20 protein-coding genes and 2 pseudogenes are annotated in these 21,698 nt (G+C 37.2%); 3 read left to right on the top strand and 19 right to left on the bottom strand.

The genetic code is table 11. From position 1 onward, the window contains the following. Positions 1-15 precede the first annotated feature (15 nt). From H541_RS0104065 to H541_RS0104055, 3 genes are all read right to left on the bottom strand, one after another. Entirely contained in the window at positions 16-1,740 is a 1,725-nt protein-coding gene (locus tag H541_RS0104065; protein ID WP_022796067.1) for an ABC transporter ATP-binding protein, read from the bottom strand. Position 1,741: 1 nt separating this feature from the next. Further along, positions 1,742-3,478 carry an ABC transporter ATP-binding protein gene (locus tag H541_RS0104060; protein ID WP_022796066.1) on the bottom strand — a complete coding sequence of 579 codons (1,737 nt, stop codon included), beginning with the start codon at positions 3,476-3,478 and terminating at the stop codon, positions 1,742-1,744. A gap of 168 nt (positions 3,479-3,646) precedes the next feature. After that, entirely contained in the window at positions 3,647-4,609 is a 963-nt protein-coding gene (locus H541_RS0104055; protein WP_022796065.1) for a helix-turn-helix transcriptional regulator, read from the bottom strand. A gap of 303 nt (positions 4,610-4,912) precedes the next feature. On the opposite strand from H541_RS0104055, the gene H541_RS11520 reads away from it, so the two are divergent. Further along, positions 4,913-5,563, top strand: coding sequence for a metal-dependent transcriptional regulator (locus H541_RS11520; protein ID WP_022796064.1), 651 nt, complete (start codon positions 4,913-4,915; stop codon positions 5,561-5,563). 112 nt (positions 5,564-5,675) lie between these two features. Here H541_RS11520 and H541_RS0104045 read toward each other — a convergent pair whose 3' ends face one another. From H541_RS0104045 to H541_RS13380, 10 genes and pseudogenes are all read right to left on the bottom strand, one after another. Beyond that, positions 5,676-6,590 carry a conjugal transfer protein gene (locus H541_RS0104045; RefSeq protein ID WP_026501608.1) on the bottom strand — a complete coding sequence of 305 codons (915 nt, stop codon included), beginning with the start codon at positions 6,588-6,590 and terminating at the stop codon, positions 5,676-5,678. 16 nt (positions 6,591-6,606) lie between these two features. Further along, on the bottom strand, positions 6,607-7,605 hold the full coding sequence (locus H541_RS0104040) for a bifunctional lytic transglycosylase/C40 family peptidase (protein ID WP_022796062.1): 999 nt from the start codon (positions 7,603-7,605) through the stop codon (positions 6,607-6,609). Next, positions 7,602-9,239: pseudogene (locus tag H541_RS11515) on the bottom strand (CD3337/EF1877 family mobilome membrane protein); the annotation flags it as partial. The pseudogene H541_RS11515 and the gene H541_RS0104040, both read right to left, overlap by 4 nt. Positions 9,240-9,420: 181 nt before the next feature. Continuing rightward, entirely contained in the window at positions 9,421-10,329 is a 909-nt protein-coding gene (locus H541_RS13505; RefSeq protein ID WP_205617802.1) for an IS3 family transposase, read from the bottom strand. After that, positions 10,320-11,003 carry a helix-turn-helix domain-containing protein gene (locus tag H541_RS13500; RefSeq protein ID WP_026501606.1) on the bottom strand — a complete coding sequence of 228 codons (684 nt, stop codon included), beginning with the start codon at positions 11,001-11,003 and terminating at the stop codon, positions 10,320-10,322. The genes H541_RS13505 and H541_RS13500 overlap by 10 nt, the downstream gene beginning before the upstream one ends. Before the next feature lie 35 nt (positions 11,004-11,038). Then, positions 11,039-11,647, bottom strand: a pseudogene (locus tag H541_RS0104020) (CD3337/EF1877 family mobilome membrane protein); the annotation flags it as partial. Beyond that, a complete protein-coding gene (gene tcpF / locus H541_RS0104015; RefSeq protein ID WP_022796059.1) occupies positions 11,644-14,097 on the bottom strand; it encodes a conjugal transfer ATPase TcpF in 2,454 nt (817 codons plus the stop codon). The gene tcpF and the pseudogene H541_RS0104020, both read right to left, overlap by 4 nt. Further along, the gene (locus tag H541_RS11510) at positions 14,081-14,473 is read right to left on the bottom strand and encodes a conjugal transfer protein (RefSeq protein WP_033420767.1); all 393 of its coding nucleotides are present in this window, start codon (positions 14,471-14,473) and stop codon (positions 14,081-14,083) included. Before H541_RS11510 ends, tcpF begins: the two co-directional genes overlap by 17 nt. A 163-nt stretch (positions 14,474-14,636) precedes the next feature. Further along, positions 14,637-14,909 carry a DUF6809 family protein gene (locus H541_RS0104005; protein WP_022796057.1) on the bottom strand — a complete coding sequence of 91 codons (273 nt, stop codon included), beginning with the start codon at positions 14,907-14,909 and terminating at the stop codon, positions 14,637-14,639. Between the two features lie 19 nt (positions 14,910-14,928). Further along, a complete protein-coding gene (locus H541_RS13380; RefSeq protein ID WP_022796056.1) occupies positions 14,929-15,096 on the bottom strand; it encodes a hypothetical protein in 168 nt (55 codons plus the stop codon). A 134-nt stretch (positions 15,097-15,230) separates the two neighbouring features. On the opposite strand from H541_RS13380, the gene H541_RS0103995 reads away from it, so the two are divergent. Beyond that, positions 15,231-15,467: a helix-turn-helix domain-containing protein gene (locus H541_RS0103995; protein WP_026501604.1), complete on the top strand. Its 237-nt coding sequence runs from the start codon at positions 15,231-15,233 to the stop codon at positions 15,465-15,467. A 136-nt stretch (positions 15,468-15,603) separates the two neighbouring features. Here H541_RS0103995 and H541_RS0103990 read toward each other — a convergent pair whose 3' ends face one another. From H541_RS0103990 to H541_RS0103965, 6 genes are all read right to left on the bottom strand, one after another. Next, positions 15,604-16,101, bottom strand: coding sequence for an antirestriction protein ArdA (locus H541_RS0103990; protein WP_022796054.1), 498 nt, complete (start codon positions 16,099-16,101; stop codon positions 15,604-15,606). A gap of 116 nt (positions 16,102-16,217) precedes the next feature. Next, on the bottom strand, positions 16,218-16,439 hold the full coding sequence (locus H541_RS0103985; RefSeq protein ID WP_022796053.1) for a hypothetical protein: 222 nt from the start codon (positions 16,437-16,439) through the stop codon (positions 16,218-16,220). 44 nt (positions 16,440-16,483) lie between these two features. Then, positions 16,484-17,680 (bottom strand): MobT family relaxase, encoded by a 1,197-nt coding sequence (mobT, locus tag H541_RS0103980; RefSeq protein WP_026501603.1) that lies wholly within the window; start codon positions 17,678-17,680, stop codon positions 16,484-16,486. A 174-nt stretch (positions 17,681-17,854) separates the two neighbouring features. Then, on the bottom strand, positions 17,855-19,249 hold the full coding sequence (locus tag H541_RS0103975) for an FtsK/SpoIIIE domain-containing protein (RefSeq protein ID WP_022796052.1): 1,395 nt from the start codon (positions 19,247-19,249) through the stop codon (positions 17,855-17,857). 39 nt (positions 19,250-19,288) lie between these two features. After that, complete coding sequence (locus tag H541_RS0103970; RefSeq protein WP_022796051.1) at positions 19,289-19,675, bottom strand: YdcP family protein; 387 nt, start codon at positions 19,673-19,675, stop codon at positions 19,289-19,291. Between the two features lie 15 nt (positions 19,676-19,690). Continuing rightward, the gene (locus tag H541_RS0103965; RefSeq protein WP_026501602.1) at positions 19,691-20,005 is read right to left on the bottom strand and encodes a YdcP family protein; all 315 of its coding nucleotides are present in this window, start codon (positions 20,003-20,005) and stop codon (positions 19,691-19,693) included. Positions 20,006-20,506: 501 nt separating this feature from the next. Between H541_RS0103965 and H541_RS0103960 the strand changes: the two genes are divergently transcribed. Further along, a complete protein-coding gene (locus tag H541_RS0103960) occupies positions 20,507-21,697 on the top strand; it encodes a class I SAM-dependent rRNA methyltransferase (RefSeq protein ID WP_022796050.1) in 1,191 nt (396 codons plus the stop codon). The last annotated feature ends 1 nt before the right edge of the window (position 21,698 follow it).

Raw genomic sequence — 21,698 nt, 5'->3', positions numbered from 1 at the left:
TTTATATTTTTAAATCTAAGAGTTTAGTCCATACAATTTAGAGTATAAATTGTTTGATTTTACTAATTCCTCGTGTGTTCCTTCTTCTACTACATTTCCATGGTTAATGACAAGTATTTTGTCTGCTGATTTAATTGTGTTTAACCTATGAGCAATAATAAGTAGTGTTTTATCTTTAACTAATTCAGAAATAGCTTGTTGGATATAATATTCATTATCCGCATCTATACTTGCTGTTGCCTCATCAAGAATGATTATCGGCGCATCTTTCAAAATACATCTTGCAATTGATATTCTTTGACGCTGTCCTCCAGAGAGACTTTCGCCTCCTTCGCCAATAACTGCGTCTAGCCCATCTGGGAGTTCTTGAATAAAGTCATAGCAACGAGCTTTTTTTGCTGCTTCAATAACTTGCTCTCTTGTGGCTTCTGGCTTACCTAATTTAATATTGTTGAGAATTGTATCTTGGAACAAGTAAGTTTGTTGGAATACAACACTGATTGAGTTCATTAAATTTGCCAATGAAATATCTTTGATTTCTACACCTCTAATTTTGATTTCTCCTTGTTGTAAATCCCAGAATCTAGCTAACAAATTTGCAATCGTACTTTTTCCTGATCCAGATGGACCAACCAATGCAGTCATGGTATTTGGAGAAAGCTTAAAACTAATATCTTTTAACACTAAGTCTGCATCATATCCAAATGAAACATTATCAAATTCAATTTCAGTTGATCTTTTACTCTCTTGTGGAACAGTGTTTTCTCCTTTATCTTCTAAGATTTCAACATTAAATACTTCATCAATGCGATCTAAACAACTATCCATAATCGCAAACACTGCTACTTCATTACTAAGCGTCTTTAATGGAACAAAAAGACCTAGATAGAAGAGAGAAAGGGCAATAAGAGATTCAACCGAAAAGCTACCAGAATTATATAAATATAGAGATAACCACAATAAAATAGATGTGGAAATAGCTAATAACACATACACTTTTCCCATGCTTCTTGTGAATATACTTTCCATATCCAATGCCACTTGTTTACTCTTTTTGAATGTAGTTCGTAAAGACTTTGAGCCAGAGCCTAAACGATTAAAACTTTTCATAACTGCAATTCCTTCTAAAAAGAACAGAACTTCATCAGTGAGTTTTTCATTTTGTTGTTGTTTGATTTGTCCTTCGTTTAATGATGATCGAGCTAGTTTTTCAATTAAGAAATAGTAGATAATCAGTGTTGCTGTCACAACGAGTCCAAGTCTATAATCTAAAACAAAACTAAAAATAACTAATACTAATGTGTTGAATAAATAATTTGCCACTTGAGATATTGTTTTCATAACATTCTCTTCAATGAATATCATATCTGAACTTAGTACAGAGCTTAATTTACCAACATTACCTTCAGTATAATAACCCATCGGTAATTTTCTTAAGTGATCTGCTAACTTAATTCTAAGGTCTGCAAAAACTTTATATCCTGCGTCGCTTTGCAATTGATCATTAATATAATGAAATATCATTTGTAAAATTACAGCAACAACCAATACCCCAAGTATTGAAATACTATCAACAGAGGATAATTCACGATTCATCAGTTTCACAATTGTTATAAATGCAAGAGCAATAGGAACCTTCTGGCAAATTGATTCTAAAATTGAAAATACAAATGAAAGTCTGATGTTTTTTCCATATTCTCCAGAGACCTGTAATATTCTTTTTAAAAATTTGAATATCATGTTAATGTCCTCCTTTCGGTTGCCACATCTCACTCTTAATTGCAGCATTCCATAATTTCTGGTAAGTTTCACTTTCACTTAAAATTCCTTCATGCGTTCCAAAACATTCAACTCTACCTTTATTCAAAACATAAATTCTTTCAGAATCTTTGATACTTTTTAAGCGATGGGCAATTGTGATTACTGTTTTATTTTCAGCTAATTTATTGATTGCTTGAGTAATAACCTTTTCATTCTCTGAGTCAATATATGCCATTGCTTCATCAAGTAATAAAATTGGCGAATTTTTAAGAAAAGCTCGTGCGATTGAAATGCGTTGTTTTTCACCACCCGATAATTTACCGCCTTTATCGCCAACAACCGTGTGTATACCGTTGGGTAGATGTTCAAAAATAGATAAACATTGAGCCTGTCTGGCTGCTTCCAATACGTCTTCATCTGTAGCACTAGGGTTTCCTATACGTATATTCTCCAGAATTGATTGATTAAACAAGAAAACATCTTGCGAAACATAAGAGACTAGCGAACCTAACGTTGATAAACTTAACTCTCTAATGTCTTGTCCACCTATCGTGATTTTCCCTGAATTAGGATCATAATAATGTACCAATAGTTTTGCTAAGGTACTTTTACCACTCCCTGATTCTCCGACGAATGCAGTAGTTTCGCCTTCTTTTGCAGTAAGTGTCAAATCACGAACTACTGGCGTATCATCATAAGAGAATTCGATGTTTTGGAATGAAACATCATAGTTCTCTCCTGTAAATTCATTATCACCCACTTGAAGAGGCTCAAAATTCATTACATTTTCTAACTCATCAATTTTATAGTTTATTTGCATAAGTGCAGGCAAGAAAGAAACCAATCTTAATAGCGGAGCCCCCAAGCTAGTTGCTAAGCAAAAAACTAACACCAGATTAGAAATAGAAGCACTTTGATTCATAACTAAGTATGAACCAACTGGTAATAAGGCAAGCGATGATGCAGCGAACATTACTCTATAAGTTGCAACAGAAGGTCGAGTGGCTTTATATTGAGAGATTGTTTTATCGCGATAATTCAGAATACTCTCCTTATACTTTCCGAAATAATGACCATCTTGATTAAATACCTTAACAACTTCCATACCATTAATGTATTCGATAATGTTATTGTTCATATTTTGACCTGCTGCATAATATTCAGCCATATATTTCGAACCAATTTTGAACATAAACATAAATCCAGCTATTGCTATAGGGAAAGAAGCTAAAGATAATAACCCTAAACGAATATCAACAAAAAGCATACTAATAATTACAATCAAAGTAACCAAAAGATTTGAGATTCCCTCTGGAATAGCATGTGCTAAAAGCGTCTCAATACTATCAATATCTTCTACAAACACTTGCTTCATTGTTCCTTTCCCTTTGTCCTGTATATATCCGATTGGCAAAGCTTCTAATTTTTCCTGAAGACTCTCTCTGATATTTTGTAATACATTGAATGCAAAGATGTGAGAGTTACTTAATCCAGTTAAGTAGAAAATATTCTGCAAAATAAGGGTTACAAGAACTGTGATACCAATAATCAACAAAAATCGTCCATCCATTTCTTGATTTGTAACAAGCCTATCAATAACTAAATAAGTCATGAAATAGGGAATAATGCTACATACGATACTTAAAATGCTTTGAAAAATTGACACCTTAAGTAGTCTATTTTCATTTCCTGAATATTTCAGGATTTTCTTAAACATATTTATTCCTCCTCGTACAAATAATATGAAAATATTTTACTCTAATTGAGAATGATTCGCACTTCTGATTAGTCATGAACATACTAATCAGCCACCCTTTTTGATTTCCGCACAAAAAAATCTCCAAAGTGATATTACTTTGGAGATTAAATTAAAAATAATCTAATTTTATTGAGTTTTAGTAAATAGCTTATTTTCTCGGAATTTACTAGGAGAAGTGTTATAAATTTTTCTAAATGCACGAGCAAAGCTACTGGAGTTTACATATCCAACCTCTAAAGCTATGGACAGAATGTCTTGCTTTGTATTTTCTAACAATTCTGCTGCTTTCGCCATCTTTGTCTTTAAATAGTATTCGTATGGCGCATGCTGGAACAACTCTTTAAAACAATTTTTGAATAATGTAAGAGTCAAATCAAATTTAATACATAAGTATTCAACAGTAATATTTTTATCTAAATTTTCGTCCATATATGCTCTTGCCTTTCTTGTTTTCTCAATGGTTTCTTTCGTAAAACTCCTATAAATATGAATTTGATCTAGATTTGTTTTATACAATAATAACAGTAGTTCAATCGTTTTAATTCGCATTACACCAATCATTTCTTCTAAAATATTTTCATACAATTCTTCACAAATATGAACAGCATTGTCAAAAGATTTAAGTTTAAACATGGGTCTTAATCCATGAATTTTTTTATATAAATCAGCGATGCTTAGTTTAAAATATTTTATAAAATAATCATGAGTTGCTTTATCAATCATATCAGGCGTAATTATCAAATGAAAACCATGAAAATCAGTTGTTAAAATATCAGAATAATGTCTTTTGTTAATATCATGAAAAACATATAAATCACCAGGATCACACCAAACAGTTTTTCCTTTATTTAGTTCAAGTTGAAATACTCCGTTATGACTATAGGCGATTTGAAAATATTTTGGAACTTTAAAGGTCGCAGGTTTAGACCACTGATCATTATTAACAAAATTACAATGCATTACTTCAATCCCTGAGAACAACTTATAAATAGTGTATTTAAAGCCTGATGATTGGTCTATATATATTCTTTTATTTTCATTTTCATAGAGTAAACTCATCTTCCATTGACTATAATCAATTTCTTTCATAGAAATCCTCCTAACTTAAATTTTGGTATTTATTGTATGAGGCACTAAATTTAATTGTAAAAAACGTGTCATTTCTTTGATGTTTCAAATATTATATCATAAATTAACGTATACAATATAATAATTTTAATGTAATCCTTAAATTAAAAATATGTGCTATAATACTATTATAAGAAGAGAGTCAGAAATCATTGGCATTAGTAGACAAACAAACTTGCGTTCATTTGTAACACCTTGAATAAGCATCGGTTCTGATACACGAAATATCAAAATGATTTATAAGGAAATTAGGAGGAGATTGTTTTGTTTCGTTCTGAGGAAGATTATTTAAAGCAAATATATGAGTTATCAGTTGAAAGAGGAAAAGAATTGATTACAATAGCGGAACTTGCTGAAAATTTTGGCTATTCCGATCAAAGTGTGAATGAGAAAGTAAAAAAGCTTGTTGGGAAAGAATACGTGATTTTTAAACGTTACAAAGGAATCTCATTAACAGAGAAAGGACTGAACGAAGCACTGAGAATGGTTAGAGCACATCGTTTGTGGGAAGTTTTTTTACAGAAAGAGCTACAGTTTTCATGGACGCATCTTCATGATGATGCGGAAGAACTAGAGCATTCCAGTAGTGATAAAGTGATTCAATCTCTTTATCATTATCTAGGAGAACCGAAGTATTGTACTCATGGTAATCCAATTCCTGATTTATCTGGAGAATCTGCTCCTATAGCTGATAAAAGATTATATGATTGTAGAACAGGAGATATATTTATACTTAAGAGAGTCCTAGATCATAAGGAACTTTTAGACTTATTGAAAGAACTAGATATTAAAATTGAATCAAAATTAGTTTTGAAAGAGAAAAATGACTTCGCAGGACAAATCTATGTTGAACATAACAGTAAAATAAAACAGCTCTCCCCACAAATAGCAAAGATGCTATTCACATTTTCATAATCTTCCTAAAATTTGTTTCTTTAAAAAAATATCAAGATGATGTTACTATTATACAATTTATTATTAAAGATAGCGTATAGTATACAAGTATGTAAGCTATACGCTATTTTTATTACTCAATAATCTTCCAGTTATCCCCGTTCTTTTCTAGCACCAAATCAAATTGTGACACTTGGGTTGCTTTGGTCTGCTGGTCGAGATACTTCACTGCCAGTGATACCATGACTTGATTATCCTTTTGATTGTAAATAGGATTTACTAGTTCTTCAAATACATAATCTTTTCCGATTGGCTTCAAAATCCCATCATTTACATAGTAAGAAAGTTCTTTTACTGTTGCGGTCGGGTAGAGTTTAAAGAACGTTGTTAGAAACTCATTGATTTCATTGGTTGTGGTGGAATCAACCATGCCATCACTTTCTTTTATCTTTGGTGTATAATCTGATTTTTCTGGAACGCTGGTAATCGTCGGATTTTTAATCAGTACCATATTTCCATCACTGTCAACATAGACCGTTACTTCATAGGCAGAATGAACGGTCTTTTTATCTTCGTCTTCTGTAATCAACTGGTCTACACTGTAAGTCACATCAAACTCATTGTCGCCAGTTGGTTCTACCGTCCATATCTGAAATCCTCTTACAGAAGACGATACAGGAATATCTTTACGAATCGTATCGACATTGAGAGCCTGTAGTTCATCTGTTAGATAGTCTTTCAGATTTTCCATTCGATTATCAATGGACTTGTCGGATTGCTCCCATGAATAGTAGACTTTCCCAAAGTTCTCTACAAAGTTTTCTACATTATGGGTATCGACATATTCCTTTTCTATGATGGTTGTGTCGTGAATGATATGGGTATCAATGGCTGTAAAGTGCTTGAATATGGCAAAGCTGAAACTAAGCCCTAAAAGCACCCATAAGGCAATCACAACCTTTTTACGAGGATTGACTTTATAGACACGAGGTTTCTTTTCCTTTGGTGTCTGTTTTTCTTTATTCTGCTTTTTCCTAAATTTCATTATTCATCTTCCTTTCTCGTTATTTGATTCGTCCTGCTCCCACTAAATGCTGTTGCCAATAAGAGCTAGTTAAGTCAGCGTAACCGATAGGGTCTCCTGCGTGGTACATACGGTTATCGCCAAGATATATGCCCACATGTGTAATATAAGAGCCAGCGTTATAGGTAGAGTGAAAGAAAATTAAATCGCCAGCTTGTGCTTCAGATAGTGGGAGATGTTGGGTCACATCATATTGTTGTTGTGCGGTTCTTGGTAAGTTGATTCCAGCTTTGCCATACGTCCATTGGGTCAGTCCGCTACAATCAAATGAAGTAGTGGGGGAAGCTCCACCATAGACATATTTCCAGCCCTCAAATTTCAAGGCTTCGTCCATAATGGCTTGTACGGTATCATCATCAAATTGTGTTGTGACAAGATATTGGGTTACCAGTTGTACATAAAACATATTGCCATAGTTGTATCGCCAGCCCCCATTGATGGGTATGGCTATTGGATTAGGATAAGAAACTTTTTCGCCACCCGAATATTCCCTAGAGAAACTTTCAGCCAGTCCAAAGGTATATTGACTGCCACGATTGGAAATGTAACTGAGAAAACCACCGCCATAGTTATAGGACTGAATGACTGCGTTTAAATCACTGCCATTGTTTTCTGCTGTTTGAAACAAGGACGCAAAGTATTTCACGCCTTGTTTAATGGATTCTTCTGTACTAAGTGAATTAGGAGGAAGACCGAGGGATTCCGAGGACTGCATAACATCTTCCGCAGTACCGCCCGATTCCACCTGTATAATCGCTAGAAGTACGTTGACATATTCCTCAATCCCATATTCTCTAGCGTATTTTTCTACCAAAGGTTGATGAGCCAGTACTTCTGGGGAAACACTCACACCGCCATAGTGAAAGTTAGAACCGTCGCCACTTTCTTCATCAGAAAATAAAATGGCGACAAACAGAAGTAGAGAGAAGACCATCAAAAACAGTCCAGCACCACCAATCACTAGATATTTTAGTTTCATGATTTCCTACCATCTTTCTTGATAGTGGCGGTTTTTAGTGGTGGTCTTGTCTTGGTATTTTTTATTGGCACTCTCTGAATGGTAGTCGGACGGTCTTTTGTAATTGGACGTTGTGACGTTCTATACGTTGTGGTGGTTGATGGCTTTTGAAATGTTCGCTCTTGTGCTGTATTGTTTTGACGTTCCACTTTTGGACTTGAAGAATCTGGCTTAACAGTAGAACGCTCTTGTTTTGCTTGTTGTGATTCCATGTGTGAAGCCTGTACAGTCGCTCGTTGTGTCGGTTGTTGATGGGATTTCTCTTCTTGTCGTTGTTGAGCAGTAGTCGGACGCTCATGGAATTGTTCCTGTCTGGTAGTAGGTCTTGTATGAGTTGTAGAAGCAGGCTGTTTTTTCTGTTTGACCTGTTCCATTTCAGAGCGACGTTCCGCAATGGTTTGTCGTCTTTGTTCCTGCTGTTCCTTGCGTCCACTGGCTTTATCCGATTTGGTTTGTGAGATACTGGTTGTCAAGTCACGGACATTATCCGCCACTTTGGCTTTTCCTTGATAGACTGCATATTTTGCATTGGTCGGCATATCCTTTACCTGTTCTTTTAAGTTGCCAGCACTATCTTTGATTCTGTCTTTGGTATCTGCTACCGTACCGATGGTTTGCCCGACACGTTTTCCAAGGGACGCTTTTTCCTGTTTGTCTGGTCGTGAGTGATCTGCTTGTGTTCTGGCAGAACTTCCCGAACCCGACTGTCCTTTTTTACCTGTCGCACTGGCAATGGCAGACCCAACTCCTAAAGCAGTCATGGAGCGTCCAAGCTTACGCTGTAGTCGGTGCATGTAAGCGTTCATAAGCATACGAGGTTTTCTCATGATACGACTACCGACACTTTGAGAATCGTTGCTTTGTAGGGAGAATAGACTCATTAAATCGCCCAACTTAAAGTAGATTCCTGCAAAGGTCACAATCTGTAGAAAGGCAATCAAAAAGAACGGATAACCTGTCGATAAGGTATAGAGCATGGTTGAAATACTAAAGGCTGTTGTAATAATCAATGTGATTCCAGCCCTTGTCAAAATGGTATTAAAGAGTTTGGTAATGGCTCGTTTGGACATACCATCAAAGGACGGAATCATGCTTAAAATAAAGCTTATAGGCAGAAACATGGCATAGATGATAAAGAGTACCTGGGAGAAAATCATGATTCCTGTTAAAAGGAATACGAATATGGAAATGCCAATGTTAAAGACAAAGAGGAAGAAGACTGTTCCTAAACGGTTAATAGTCTTTGTAATGGTTAGATTGGTATTGTTTCTATCCTCAATTTCTTCAATCACAATATTTTCTCTGTCTTCGCCATTATTAGAATCTGGACTGGTTGAAAGCAGGCTTTCCACTCGGTCTACCCCGATACTTTCCATATCTGCATTATTGTATTGAAGCAGTAACCAAGGCTGTTGAACCTGTATTGAAAATAAGCTATCTCTGATTAAGTCCACGCTGTCTTTGCCTTGACTGTCGGAATGGGGCATGACAATTTTTGTACCCAGTGACAAACTGGCATGACTGATGTCTGATGAAAAGTCATTGATTTTCCCGATATAGTCGGGAGCATAAGCAATAAAAGAAGCCGATAGGATAATGGTTGGCTCCCCGTCAAGTGGACACGGAAATATAATAAAATTTTTAGAGAGCTGTTTGCTAATTTTGTGGCAAACAGTTCTTTTGTTTTTCTTTTTTTTAAACCTCGGCTGCGCTCGGTTGCGTATCTCTTAGCTGTGTGAAATGTCCTTTGTTTCGCACAGCTAAGAGATACGATTATTACGCTGCCATTAAAAGCTGTTGGTGAACTTGTAATGGAGTTTTGGATTTCAAGCATCGTTGGTAACGACCATTGTTATAGTAGTTGATGTAATCTTCGATCATCGATACGAGATCTTCGCGTCTTGTAAATTTATGACGATAGTATTTTTCTCGTTTCAATGTTCCCCAGAACCCTTCCATTGGCCCATTATCAATACAATGGGCAACACGAGACATGCTTTGTTTCATCCCTTGATTTTTGATTTTAGTTCTCATGTTTTTACTGGTGTACTGAAACCCTCGATCGCTATGAAATAGCGGATGAGCCTCAGGCTCAAGTCGAATCGCTTCGTCAAAGGTATCAAAAGCCAACTTATTATCATTTCTATCGCTAATGATGAATGAAACAATACGCCGATCTGCTAAGTCTAGAATGGCACTAAGGTAAATTTTCTTTACTTGGTTTTCTAGAGTGTACTTGAATTCACTGACATCAGTTAGCCATTTTTCATTTGGTTTATCTGCATGGAAATTTCTATTTAGATAGTTCTTGGCAATATGATAAGGATTATTGGAAGCTTTTGTAATTCCGTTTGGATGGTGTTTGACGGTAGATTTAATTTGAAGACTACGACAAATCCGCAATACTCTTTTGTCATTGACGTGCAAACCAAAGTCTTGGACCAAATCGTCGCGGATTCTCCGATACCCCTTGTCGTTATCTGCTTCATAGATATATCTTACTAGGTCTGCCAAGTGCTCGTTAAAGATAGTTTGAGCTGGTTTTGGTTGCTTTAACCAACGGTAATACGCTGATCTGGAGACGTGTAAAAAATCACACATTCGTTTTATCGAATAACTTTTGAGATCATGGAGTTCCTTAATTGCTTGGTATTCAAAGATATGACGGATGAGTTCTAGTCCCACTTCCTTTCTAACTCCCTGACTTTTTTTAAGAGATCATTTTCCATTTCTAACCGTTTGATTTTGCGTTCTTGTTCAGCCAGTCGATCACGCAGTTCTTCTTCAGGTGTCCGACTGGGTTCTGTTCCAGCTCGATGTCCTCGGCGATCTTTTAGGCCGGCTTCGCCCATTTCCTCATATTTTAGTACCCAATTACGTACCTGTTGGTACGATACCTGATACTTGATAGCCGTTTTACCATAGTTATGATCATGCACAATACAATAGTGGACAATTTCCACTCGTTCTTTGAAGGTTGTTTTTCTTGATTGACTCATTTGACTTCCACCGCTTTCTGTTTTGAAGTTTCCATGAGTATTATATATCTTTATCCAATCTCGTAGTTGGTTAAGATGTCTTAGTCCGTATTTCTTAGTAATTTCCGACAAACTCCCTAAACCATTTAGGTAATCAGTTACAGCCTGAATCTTTGTTTCAATCGTATAGTGTGTATTCTTCCGTCTTGCTAATAAGCCAGTAGGGCCCCCATTCTCATAAAGCATAATCCAGTTACTTAAAGCACCCCGACTAATGCCTGCAGTGCGAGCTAGGCTGGTCATACTGTCTTCACCATTCAAATAGCTCTCTACTAGTTCTACTCGTTTTTCTGGAGTGAGTTTCATCTTTCTTTGTGGCATACAAAATCCCCCCTATACAGGACTTTTATATTTCAGTGTCCTATATAGGGGGAGCATATCATAAAGACCATGACAAAATTCACAAGAGCATGAATCGCCTTTGTGGTTTCTCTCTTTATCAGTCCTGTATAGGCAACGTAAATCCCAAGAACCAAAATCAAGATTAAGAGAAATCCCACATAGAAGCCCTCTGTTGATAATCCACTAGGCGTAACCCCTGCAAGGGTCTGCATATTCTTACCGATAGAATCGGCAGTTGCGGAAATGAAGTCTAAGGAATAGGCTTCCTGTACCAAAAATCCTGTTGCATTGGAAACATATAGGCTAATCGTCCAAATAAAATTAGTAATGGCATATAAGCCATACATGACCTGTTTTCCAATCCCGTCCGACCAATTCCAAGGTAACCAACCCCAAGAATTATCAACATAGAAATCCAGTTGATAGTTTTCTAAAGGGTATCGGCTGTACTCATTTGCCACATTGACCGTATCATCTACCAATCCCCCAGCTTGAACCACTGTTCCCAGTACCGACAAAAGAAAAATGGCAATCACTAGTGTGAAAGCCACTGTTATTGCCACTTTACCTAGACGTTTCAGCGTCCAGTTTAATTTTATTCTATTGAATATTGATGGTTTCACATTGACACCTCTTTTCGCACAGGCGGTCTGGTATCAAAGGCATGTAACAATTCTTCAAATACAGGGTGGAACTGTATCACACCTACACGACCATATAAATCACTGATAAGGCACTGTCCATTTTCCAAATCACGCAATCGCTTCTGATTATTTTCGTCCTCTGGGTCAACGCCGAAAAAAGCAAGGGTCTTTTTAATCTCGTTCAGGTCAGTGGAACGAAAGGCAAATTTTAAGCCCAGATTGTTTTTCAATTTTTCATCTAAGAGGTCATCTGTATTCTGGGTTACAAAATAGACCCCTGCATTCATGGCACGACCAGCACGAACCAGCTTCATAGATAAGGTTTTACCTTGTGCCACTTGCAAAAAGCTCCATGCTTCGTCTAAGTCCACAATCTTAAAAATACTACGGTCTGTATGGATAAAGTCCAAAGCAAAGGTAGAAATGACAATCAACATGGCAACGGATAAAAGCTCCATTGTGGTATATTCCTCAAAAGAGGTTTCCTTGTCGGGAAGTACCAAGTCGGCAACTTGTATAATATTCAGTTGTTTTTCAAGACTGATAGAGTGTTCCACATAGCCATCACTAAAGAGTAGATGGGCAAAGTCATAGTCTGTAAAACTTTCGATATGGTCGGCTATACTGGTACTCATTGGCGTACCCTCAACCCGTAATTCCTCGATAACTTTCAATAAGCCCCTTTCTTCACTATTAGTAACCGCACGAATGGCTTTTCTTAAAACGGGGAAGCGTTCGCCATCACGAGAGGAAATCCCAGTAAGGAAGGTCAAAATGTCGATTGCCAGTGATTCAGAATCCTTTGGGTTTTTCATAATCACATAAGGGTCAAGTAGACCTTTGTTTTTCTCATCAGAAGTCAGATTGACGATATTAATTTCATGAGCGATTTCTGGCAAGGTTTCTTTCCATCTGCCACGTTCTCCTTTCGGGTCAACAATCACTGCTTGTGCCCCATAAAGAACTGCATAATAGACAATAAGGTTATTGGCAAAGGATTTACCACCACCTAGTGAACCCACAAAGGCAGACGCTAAAGCATTGGTTACAGAACCCTTAACCCCTTGACTGGCAAGGGCAGGTTTGAGGTAAACATTGCGTTCTGTATCTAAGCTGTAGCCAACATAAATGCCCTCATTTTCGCCCAGCATTTGAGTAGCACCGAAACCTAAACCAGCTAAGAAATCAGAGGTTACATACTGAATATAGTCGTTCATGTATCGTTTGCTGGCAGGTAAAAATTCTTCATGTAAGCCCAACATATCCCCAAAGGGTCGAACCAGTTTCACGCTTAAATCGTCATAAAAATCTTTGACTTCATTGCAACGACGTTTCAGTTCGTCCAAGTCATTTGCGGAAACACGTACCACATAAGAGAGCTTATACATGGATTCCTTGCTTTGGTCTAAATTGGTTTCCAGCTCATTGACACTTTCCAGAGCTTCCGCCACATTAGAACTGGTTTCGTTATCACTTTGCCATGCGTGGTTGTCCAGGTCTTTTAGTTCTTTCTTTTTATTACGGACAGTGGTTAAGGCTTTGCGATTCGCCACAATTTCCACATTCATTGATGTATCAATCGGAAAGGTAAATTGCTGTTGCTGGTAGTAGAAGATTTCAGAGGACGGGAAGTCCAATTCGCCGACAATGCTGTTGATGGTAAAGTAAGCAACATAAATCGTTTCGTCTTCCTGCTGGATTTTCAAGTAACGCTGTTTTTCCTCCACCATACAACGAGTAGGCTTAATGAGGTCATAATATTTAATCAAGGTTTCCTTATCCAGTTTTTTCTTTGATAGATGGTACTCATAATCTTCATAGGCAGTACCTGTCTGTCCGTAAAGATGTTCAATCAGATAGCCGAAGTCGTCCTTATCCAGTCTGCGGATTTTGAAACGACGGGAGATTTTATTTTCCAAGAGTTTTTCCATCTTTTGAAAACGCCAGATTTCATCATTACTCATACTGACAAAATCGCCCATGAGCTTATGGTTCACATCATAGACAAAATCAGACAAAGCATTTTTTGCTTCAACGGTAAGATTTTTCATGGAAAACTCTTGATCGTTGAGCAGTAACTTAAAGCCAATGAAAAAGCGATAGTCCACTTGATACTCGCCAATCATGGAGATTAGAGCGTCTGTTTGCTGGTCGATTTTGTCATAGGCAATCGCTTTGAGCTTGCCAGCGACTTCATTTTTAGAACGCTCTTGTGCAGAACGTATGCTGGATTCTGTACTGATTTGTAAGGCATGAATCTTACCATCTCGATTTTGTGCGATTAACTGTCTGAAAGAATCATGAACTTGTATTTTCTGTTCTGGACTAAGAAAGGAATAATTGTAAGGAACAAGCTCATAGTAAGCGTAACATTCCCCATCTTTATTCCAGACCAGATTATTTTCAATGTATTTAATTGGATATGCCATAAAATTCACTCCTAACTGTTGTAATGGCTTCTTGTGGCTGATTTTTATTGAGTTTTATAGTTTTACCTGCATAAGTTAGCTTTGGTCGTACTAGATAAGCAATCATGGACTTTAAAAATCCATAAGGCTTTTTACCATCAAAGGTTTTTGTAGACATAAACCACGTGAAAGCAAGGGGAATACCAAAGTATTTTAAAAATGCCCCCTCTATTAGTGAAAGGGGTGGCAGGTTGCCAAGTAACATCACTGCAAAGAGCGACACGACAAACCATGTCATTTGAGTAAAGGAGATGGGAAACGGTAGTCTAAAGTCATTGATGGAATAGAGTACCTTTTCCACCGACCAGATACTGGTGTAACTTCGTATTTTCTTCATGCTATCAATCCTTTCATAAAAAATAGAGGTAGCCACTTGACTACCCCGTAAAAAAGAAAATCTATTTGTTTTAAGTTTGGAAAAAGCGACTAGATTTGATTCTCTAATCGCTCATTTAATTATTCATTTGTTTAATCTTTTGAATTGTATTCGTTATTTTTCTTTAATCTTCGTCGCCCAAAATTTCTATCATCATTCTTGCTCCAAGACGGAAACCATCAAGAAACGTCTCTGACAATTCAAGAGGGAACATATCCATCTGTTGGTCTAATATCTGAATAAATTGTTTATCAAGAGGACTTCCGATTTTCTTTATAAAATCCTCATGATTTTTATAATACTCTTTCCACAATTTTTCATATTCCATAGTCTTAGGACGATACTGTCGTTCTGGATAAATCTCTCCTCCATATAGTGCCTGTAGAACCTTCCCCATTCTTTACACCCACCTTTACCTATTTCCTATCAGGCTTTTCATCTTTTACCTTATCAATATCCCTGATGTCTGTCGGTTCAGAAGATATACACATTTCCTCTGTCTGGCGTTGAACATTTTGTAATTCTTCTATCACACCCGTAACCTTTTGAAACAATACGGTATACATTGCTTGATAATCCGTCATAACAACCCTCCATTCAATATAAATTGCTTTATGCATAACTATTATTGTTTTTTATACAATAATTATTGTATTACATCAAATACAAATAGTCAATATCTTTTGATAGAATTTTATATATGAAATGGGGTGGTATCTTGAAAGAAGGACATAAAGTAAAATACAGAAAATTAGGTTTAAAAATCAGCTATTATAGGAAATTAAAAGGTATGACACAAGAACAACTAGCGGAAAAACTGGATAAGAATCTTTCCTTTATCGGTGCAGTGGAAGCTCCTAATATTAATCGAACGGTATCACTTGGTACGTTATTTGATATTGCTGAAATTCTAGAGATTCCTGCTCATAAGTTTTTAGATTTTGATGAAGATTAAATACTTAATTTTAAAACAGGGTGCAATAACAAAGATAGGATTACTGCACCCGTATTTTCTTGTGTTTATTCATCAACCTAAAATCCTACAAACTTTCTTCTCTTATCCCATTCAACCTTTCTATTGACAGATAGATTTAGTATAAGATTTCAAAAATCCCACGATTGGTTGAAATGAATGTGCCCTCAATTTCCAAATCCCGACCATAGGCTTGATAATCAATATAGTTTTGTAGGTTTGCAGGAACTTCTCCTAAAGCTCCTGTTTCTTCAATGTAATAGCGTGCCACATCTTCCATATCATCACAATCGGAATGAATGATAATATCGTCTTGATGTTCGCTCAATTCTTCAATGCTCCCAAAATAGGGTTGCAAAGCGGATAACTCTGCTTGTAGTTCTTCGGGTAGTTCTGATACGATTTCCCATAAGCGATTGAGTTCGCTAATGGACATATATTCGCCAATCTCAAAGGGCAATTCGTAGTCATGAATAGCAAACTCCTCATATTCATCATTTAAGCCAATTTTCTCTTTGACTTCTTCAAAATCAATGGGAAAGGTAAACCAAGCACCGACCAATTCACCCTCATTGTATTTGCCTAAATTCACAATGTAGACTTGCATATCGTCCATGTATTCACGTCCTTTCTTTGTAGAGATTCAAAAACCCCTACCGCACTTCGTTTGGTGTACCATTCTTTTGCAGAACATAAGAAAACCACTTATCTTCCACAAAATAACGGTGTAATTTAAGACCCCAAAACTCGATTAAATAGTTCTAGTAACACGTCTTTCACACCAGAAGCATTGAAAACCAATCCTACCGCAATAATGGCAATGATGAGAAAGCCAATGAGTTTACTAAACTCACGCTTGAATCCAAGATACAAGCCAATCACAACGATTGCTAAAAGTACCAGTGATTGAGCGTTTGATAGAAACCAGTTATATAGGTTTTGTCCAAAATTCATAAAAATGTTCTCCTTTCTGTATTCAATGAGTTTGAGTTAAGGTTTTAAGTTATCACGTCCTTATGTCTTGTTGACTGTTGCTTCAAAATCTTTTCGTGTCGTTCCGTTAATTTTGCATGGTCGAGTATGTCTTTGATAATTTGCGTCTGATTGATTTCATCAAGTTTGATAGCAACTTTTAATGTAGGGGCGACTTGACGGGAAAGCCAGTTGAGCGTCCGCTGAAAAGAGTAAGGCTCTGGTTTTGTGGTTAATTTTAATCGTTCACGGTTATTTCCAATAAACCAAGCCCATTCTTCATTCAGTTGCCAATCGGAACGAGGTTTTGAATCGTCTTTATCCACGAAACGGAGATACCGATTGATAATCTTAAATGCGGTACGTTCTGGATTGCCATAGACTAATAAATCAGTGACTGCATAATAGGCACGTTCATTTTTTAGTCGGATTTCAAAACGGTTTTTTACGTCTGCGTCTTCAATGGGAATATCATTTTTCTTGTATTGCTCATAGTCCTTTTCATAGATACAGAAATAAACTTCACTTTGTAGTGAACCGATATAAAGGGTATTTCCCATACATTCCTTTTCATCTTTGCGTACCAGCTCGCCACTGCGATAGCTTTTGAAACTGCGAAAGACCGAGATACATTCTTCCTGTCTGCATTTTTCAGTAAGTACAGGGATATTCAAAATCCCTGTTTTATCGTTGATGGCAAGGTCAAGGCGTTTCATCACGCCACCAGCCACCAAAGCGTCCATAAAGAACTCATACCAGCTTCTTTGTTGTGCTAAGAGATAGCTTTCAAATTGTCTGCACCCACGACCTTTTAATTCCACCAGAACCCCTTTATCCAGCTCATGAGAGCATAGGACGAAAATATCGCCTAAAGCATAATGTTCTGTATAGGAATAGAAACCATAATCTTCATGAAGCATATAGGAAAGTTTCAAACGTAAAATTTCTTCGACCACATGCTGTACGTCTGTTGTTGGAAACCGAATCCTTACATAGTCAAAGAGCATTTCAAGGGGAGCGTCGGGATTGAAGCGTTCCAGTGTTTCTAAAAGGGACTGCTGTAAATCCTCTGATGGCTTGACCTTGCTTGTTTCAATGTCGCTAAGATATTGCCTTGTAATGCCTGTAGCAATAGCCAGTCGGTTTTGAGAAAGTCCATAAGCCAAGCGTTTTTCCTTTAAATGCTGTACCCAAGTTTGTTCATTCAGTTCAATTCCTCCAATCAAAAAGGCGTATGTCAACTTTTAAAGCTCATTTGACATACACCGAAATTTTCCAAATCCCTTGTAACCAAAGGATTTTCTACTGTTTTATTGCCTGTTTCCTGTCGATTTGTACCCCCCTGTTAGATACGGGGGTTAAGTGCTGGCGTGGCTATCGCCACACCAGCCAGCAAATCAGTCCACACCTGCGACTTCCGCTTCGCACGTCGCCTGCGTGGACTGTTTGCTGTTGGATAACCTTTTTATTTCCTCCAAAAAGTCATGTCCTTGTGGTACTAAGGGCGTGTAAAATTCTGATATGACACTTGTTCCTACATCAACATAGCCACGACCTTTGATTTGCTTCAAGAAGAAATCCTTTTGTACGTCACTTCCGAACATCATGCCATAACCCATTTCAGACATTCTTCCAAGTGCCACCCTAAAATTAAACTGGTCGCGAATTCCGTCGCCTAGATATTTTGCGTCTGGACGTTGGCAAGCCAGTATTAAAAAGAATCCAGCTTGACGACCTAGCATGACAATCTGTTTCAGCTTGTTTAAGACTGCGGTATTTTCTTTATTTCCCAGCATTTCCATGAAAGCCACGTATTCATCAAAGATAAGAAAATTTGCAGGAAGTCCTAAGTAGGCATAGTTCTCGCCTGTTTTGTAGTTTTCCATCTCTTTCATATCCTCACTGCGAGCCATCATGTCTTCATAAAACGTATCAATGCAGGAAAGCATATCTTCTTTTTTGTAGTAGACATTCCCCATCACAGAGTCTAAATCGGCAAGGTCAGCGTTCTTTGGGTCGAGGATATAGAGCTTAGAATCTGTATAAAGCAAGGCTTCAATGAGCGTTAGGATAAAGTAAGTTTTACCGCCACCTGTACCACCAGCTATGAGCATGTGAGGGAGCTTGTCATATTCCCACCACACATTTTCCATCAAGCGTAGTTTGCCATCTTTGGCTTGTACTTCATCAATAGAAATACGACTGGCGATGGTGTCATAGAGCAGGGTATATTCCACATAAGAATCTTTTAACTCTTTATCCGTCAGCTCACAGTACAATCCGCTTTCTAATTTCTTTTCCAAGTGTAGGAGCTGGTCTTGATATTTCCCCAGCGTGATTTCCACTCGTATCTGTATTAAACCATCTTTAAGGCGATAAAATATTTTGGGAAAGTAGGTTATCTTTTCCTTAGTACGACTGGACGAATCTTTGAAGAAGCCATCTGTTTTGACCTGTTCCGATTCATACCACTTGTTTTCAAGTACCATCTTAGCCAGCTTTTGACGGTGGTACAGTTGTTTTACTGTATCATATCTATATCTTTTGAATAGAAATGCCACCAGCAAGCAGACAAGAATTGCGACACTAACACTAATAACTAAATAGGGAATGTGAATCTTGTCTACTTGTGATAGGTTAAAGTCCTGCCAGTTAATCTGCTGGATTGTCTTCACATGAAACAGTCCCATAACCAGCAGGAAAATTGGCAGTAAGGACGCTACTGTAAAATGAAAGACTAAATCTTTGTCACTGGGACGAATCCTTTTACCACGAAAGACATGCTGTTTCATGTGGGATTTCCTCCTTTCTCTCTAATGGAAGTAGCATAATTATTTATTTGTAGCTGGTTCTTTTTTAGGTTGTGGCTGATTTTTAAAGGTATTAGAATCTTTCGTCAATACAATATCGTCTGCCTTGATATACCAGTCAACATCAGCCCCTCGAAAGGTAGCAGTGGCGACGGTATCTGCAACTGGATTGATGATTTCCACTTTTGCGTTATAGTCAAACTCTTTCAAAGGAACACTGGCAGGAATACTCACTTGAATCATACGTCCTTGCCCTTTGGATTTTAAATCATAGGTACGTTCTTTGATTTCATCTGATACCGTACCGTCGTCATTTTGGATTCTCACTTCACGACGGAGTGCTGAAAACTTTAATTCTCCAAATGTAGCGTCTTTATCTAATACAATGCCATTAGGTAATCTCATCATTTTTCCTCTCTTTCTTTATTCTTTTATCATGTCGTCCGCATGTAAAAGGTAATTTGTGAATCCACGAGTACCAATTTTATAGCCCTCTGCGGTAATACGTGGATTGACTAACTTTACACGTTCCTCAAAGCTGAAATGTTTTTCTCCAGCTTCAGCAGGAAGCACCACCACAATATCATCTGCTCTTTGAACGTCAGAATAGAGGTTGTAGCTTCGAGATAAGACAGTTAATTGTCCGTTGATTCTTCGCTGTTCTACTTTATCCTCGCCAGCAAATTCTAAATTGCCAAATGTTTTTTCCATGTTGGGAATCACAAATTTAAGTTCCATATTTTTACCTATCCTTTCTTTTTTTATAGTTGAATGAATCTTATCTGTTTGATGGTCTTTAAGGGAGGGGAGCGACCCTTTGATTCTTGATTTTCTGTTTTTATAAGTTCACTTCCTTTCAAAATTGGATAAAAAAATAGACACCTCATTTTTGAAGTGTCTACCTATTAAATATTCAATTTTTATTAGAAGTATCTTTGTATCTTCACTTTTCAAGGATAAATCGTCGTATCAAAGCTCATTCATAAGTAGTAAATTAGTAGTAAATTGAGTGGTTTTGACCTTGATAAAGTGTGATAAGTCCAGTGTTTATGCGGATAATTAGATTTTTATACTGTTTTTCTTAATAAAAAGAGAACAATTTTCAATTACTGACCAAAGAGTTAGTGACTCAAGCATTTCTCGCTTATAATAAAGGCATTAACTGTGATTGAGAGGCAGAGACTGTCACCAAGAGATAGAAACTGTGACCAAGAGACAGAGATCGAGAGGAAGTTAAACGTGAGAACTATCCAATTAACGAAAAGACACCAGATATCGCTGGATAATCCATTGATAACAGAAAATTCACTTAAAAAAGAAGAAGCATCAGATAATGGCGAGCTAGTACTGCTCAAAGACAATCGCGGAAAACTAATTGGAACAGCTTTATTAGGTCAACAGCAAAAAGGATTTGGCTGGCTGATTAGTGACGAAGCAATCAGTGATCTTCAATCGTTACTGCCTAACTTATTTGCTAGGGCTCTAAAAAGGCGAAAAGACCTATTTAATCAGAAAGACACAACAGCTTTCAGACTTTTTAATGGTGAAGGAGATGGCTTGGGGGGCGTTACACTGGATTATTATGATGGTTATGGAGTTATTAGTCTATACTCAAAAAGTATAGCGACCTATCTTAATGACATCGTCCATACCTTGAAAGAGTTTACTGATGTAGAGACAGGTCATCCTCTAATAAAGGGACTGGTTGTAAAACGTCGGTATCAAAGAGAAAAGGAAGCAGAAAGTGAATGGGTATTTGGGACACCGACTAGCGAACCGATTATAATCCTAGAAAATGGGGTTAACTATGCTGTCCACTTGGATGATGGTTGGATGACCGGCATTTTTCTCGACCAACGAGAGGTGCGAAAGGCACTAAAGGAGCAATATAGCACAAAAAAAGATGTCTTGAATGTCTTCAGTTATACAGGAGCTTTTTCGGTTGCTGCCGCAGTGGGTGGAGCTAACAGCACAACAAGTGTTGATCTCGCTAATCGCACACGTGCGTTGACAGAGGAGCAGTTTGACTTGAACAAAATTCCTATCACTGGGCAAAAAGTCTATGTGATGGACACATTTGATTACTTTAAATATGCCTCTCGTCACCAACTCTCCTATGACCTGATTATCTGTGACCCACCGTCATTTGCTCGCAACAAAAAGAAAGTTTTTACGGTCAAAAAGAATTATGCGGATCTTATTGCAGATAGCGTCAAAATCTTAGCGCCATCAGGATTATTAGTATTGTCCACAAATGCAGCAAACTTCAAAGCATCAGACTTTGACCGGATGATTACAGAGACTTTAGAGCAGTTAGGTTGTTCATTTCAATGGGTGGCTAAATATGGATTGCCGAGTGATTTTCCTTATCCAAAAGCATCACGACTTAGCCAGTATTTAAAAGTTCGAATGATTAAGGTCGATAGATGAT

Origin of the sequence: Bavariicoccus seileri WCC 4188 (assembly GCF_000421665.1) — a bacterium.
Taxonomy (GTDB): domain Bacteria; phylum Bacillota; class Bacilli; order Lactobacillales; family Aerococcaceae; genus Bavariicoccus; species Bavariicoccus seileri.
This window is presented reverse-complemented; position numbering and strand designations above follow the sequence as displayed.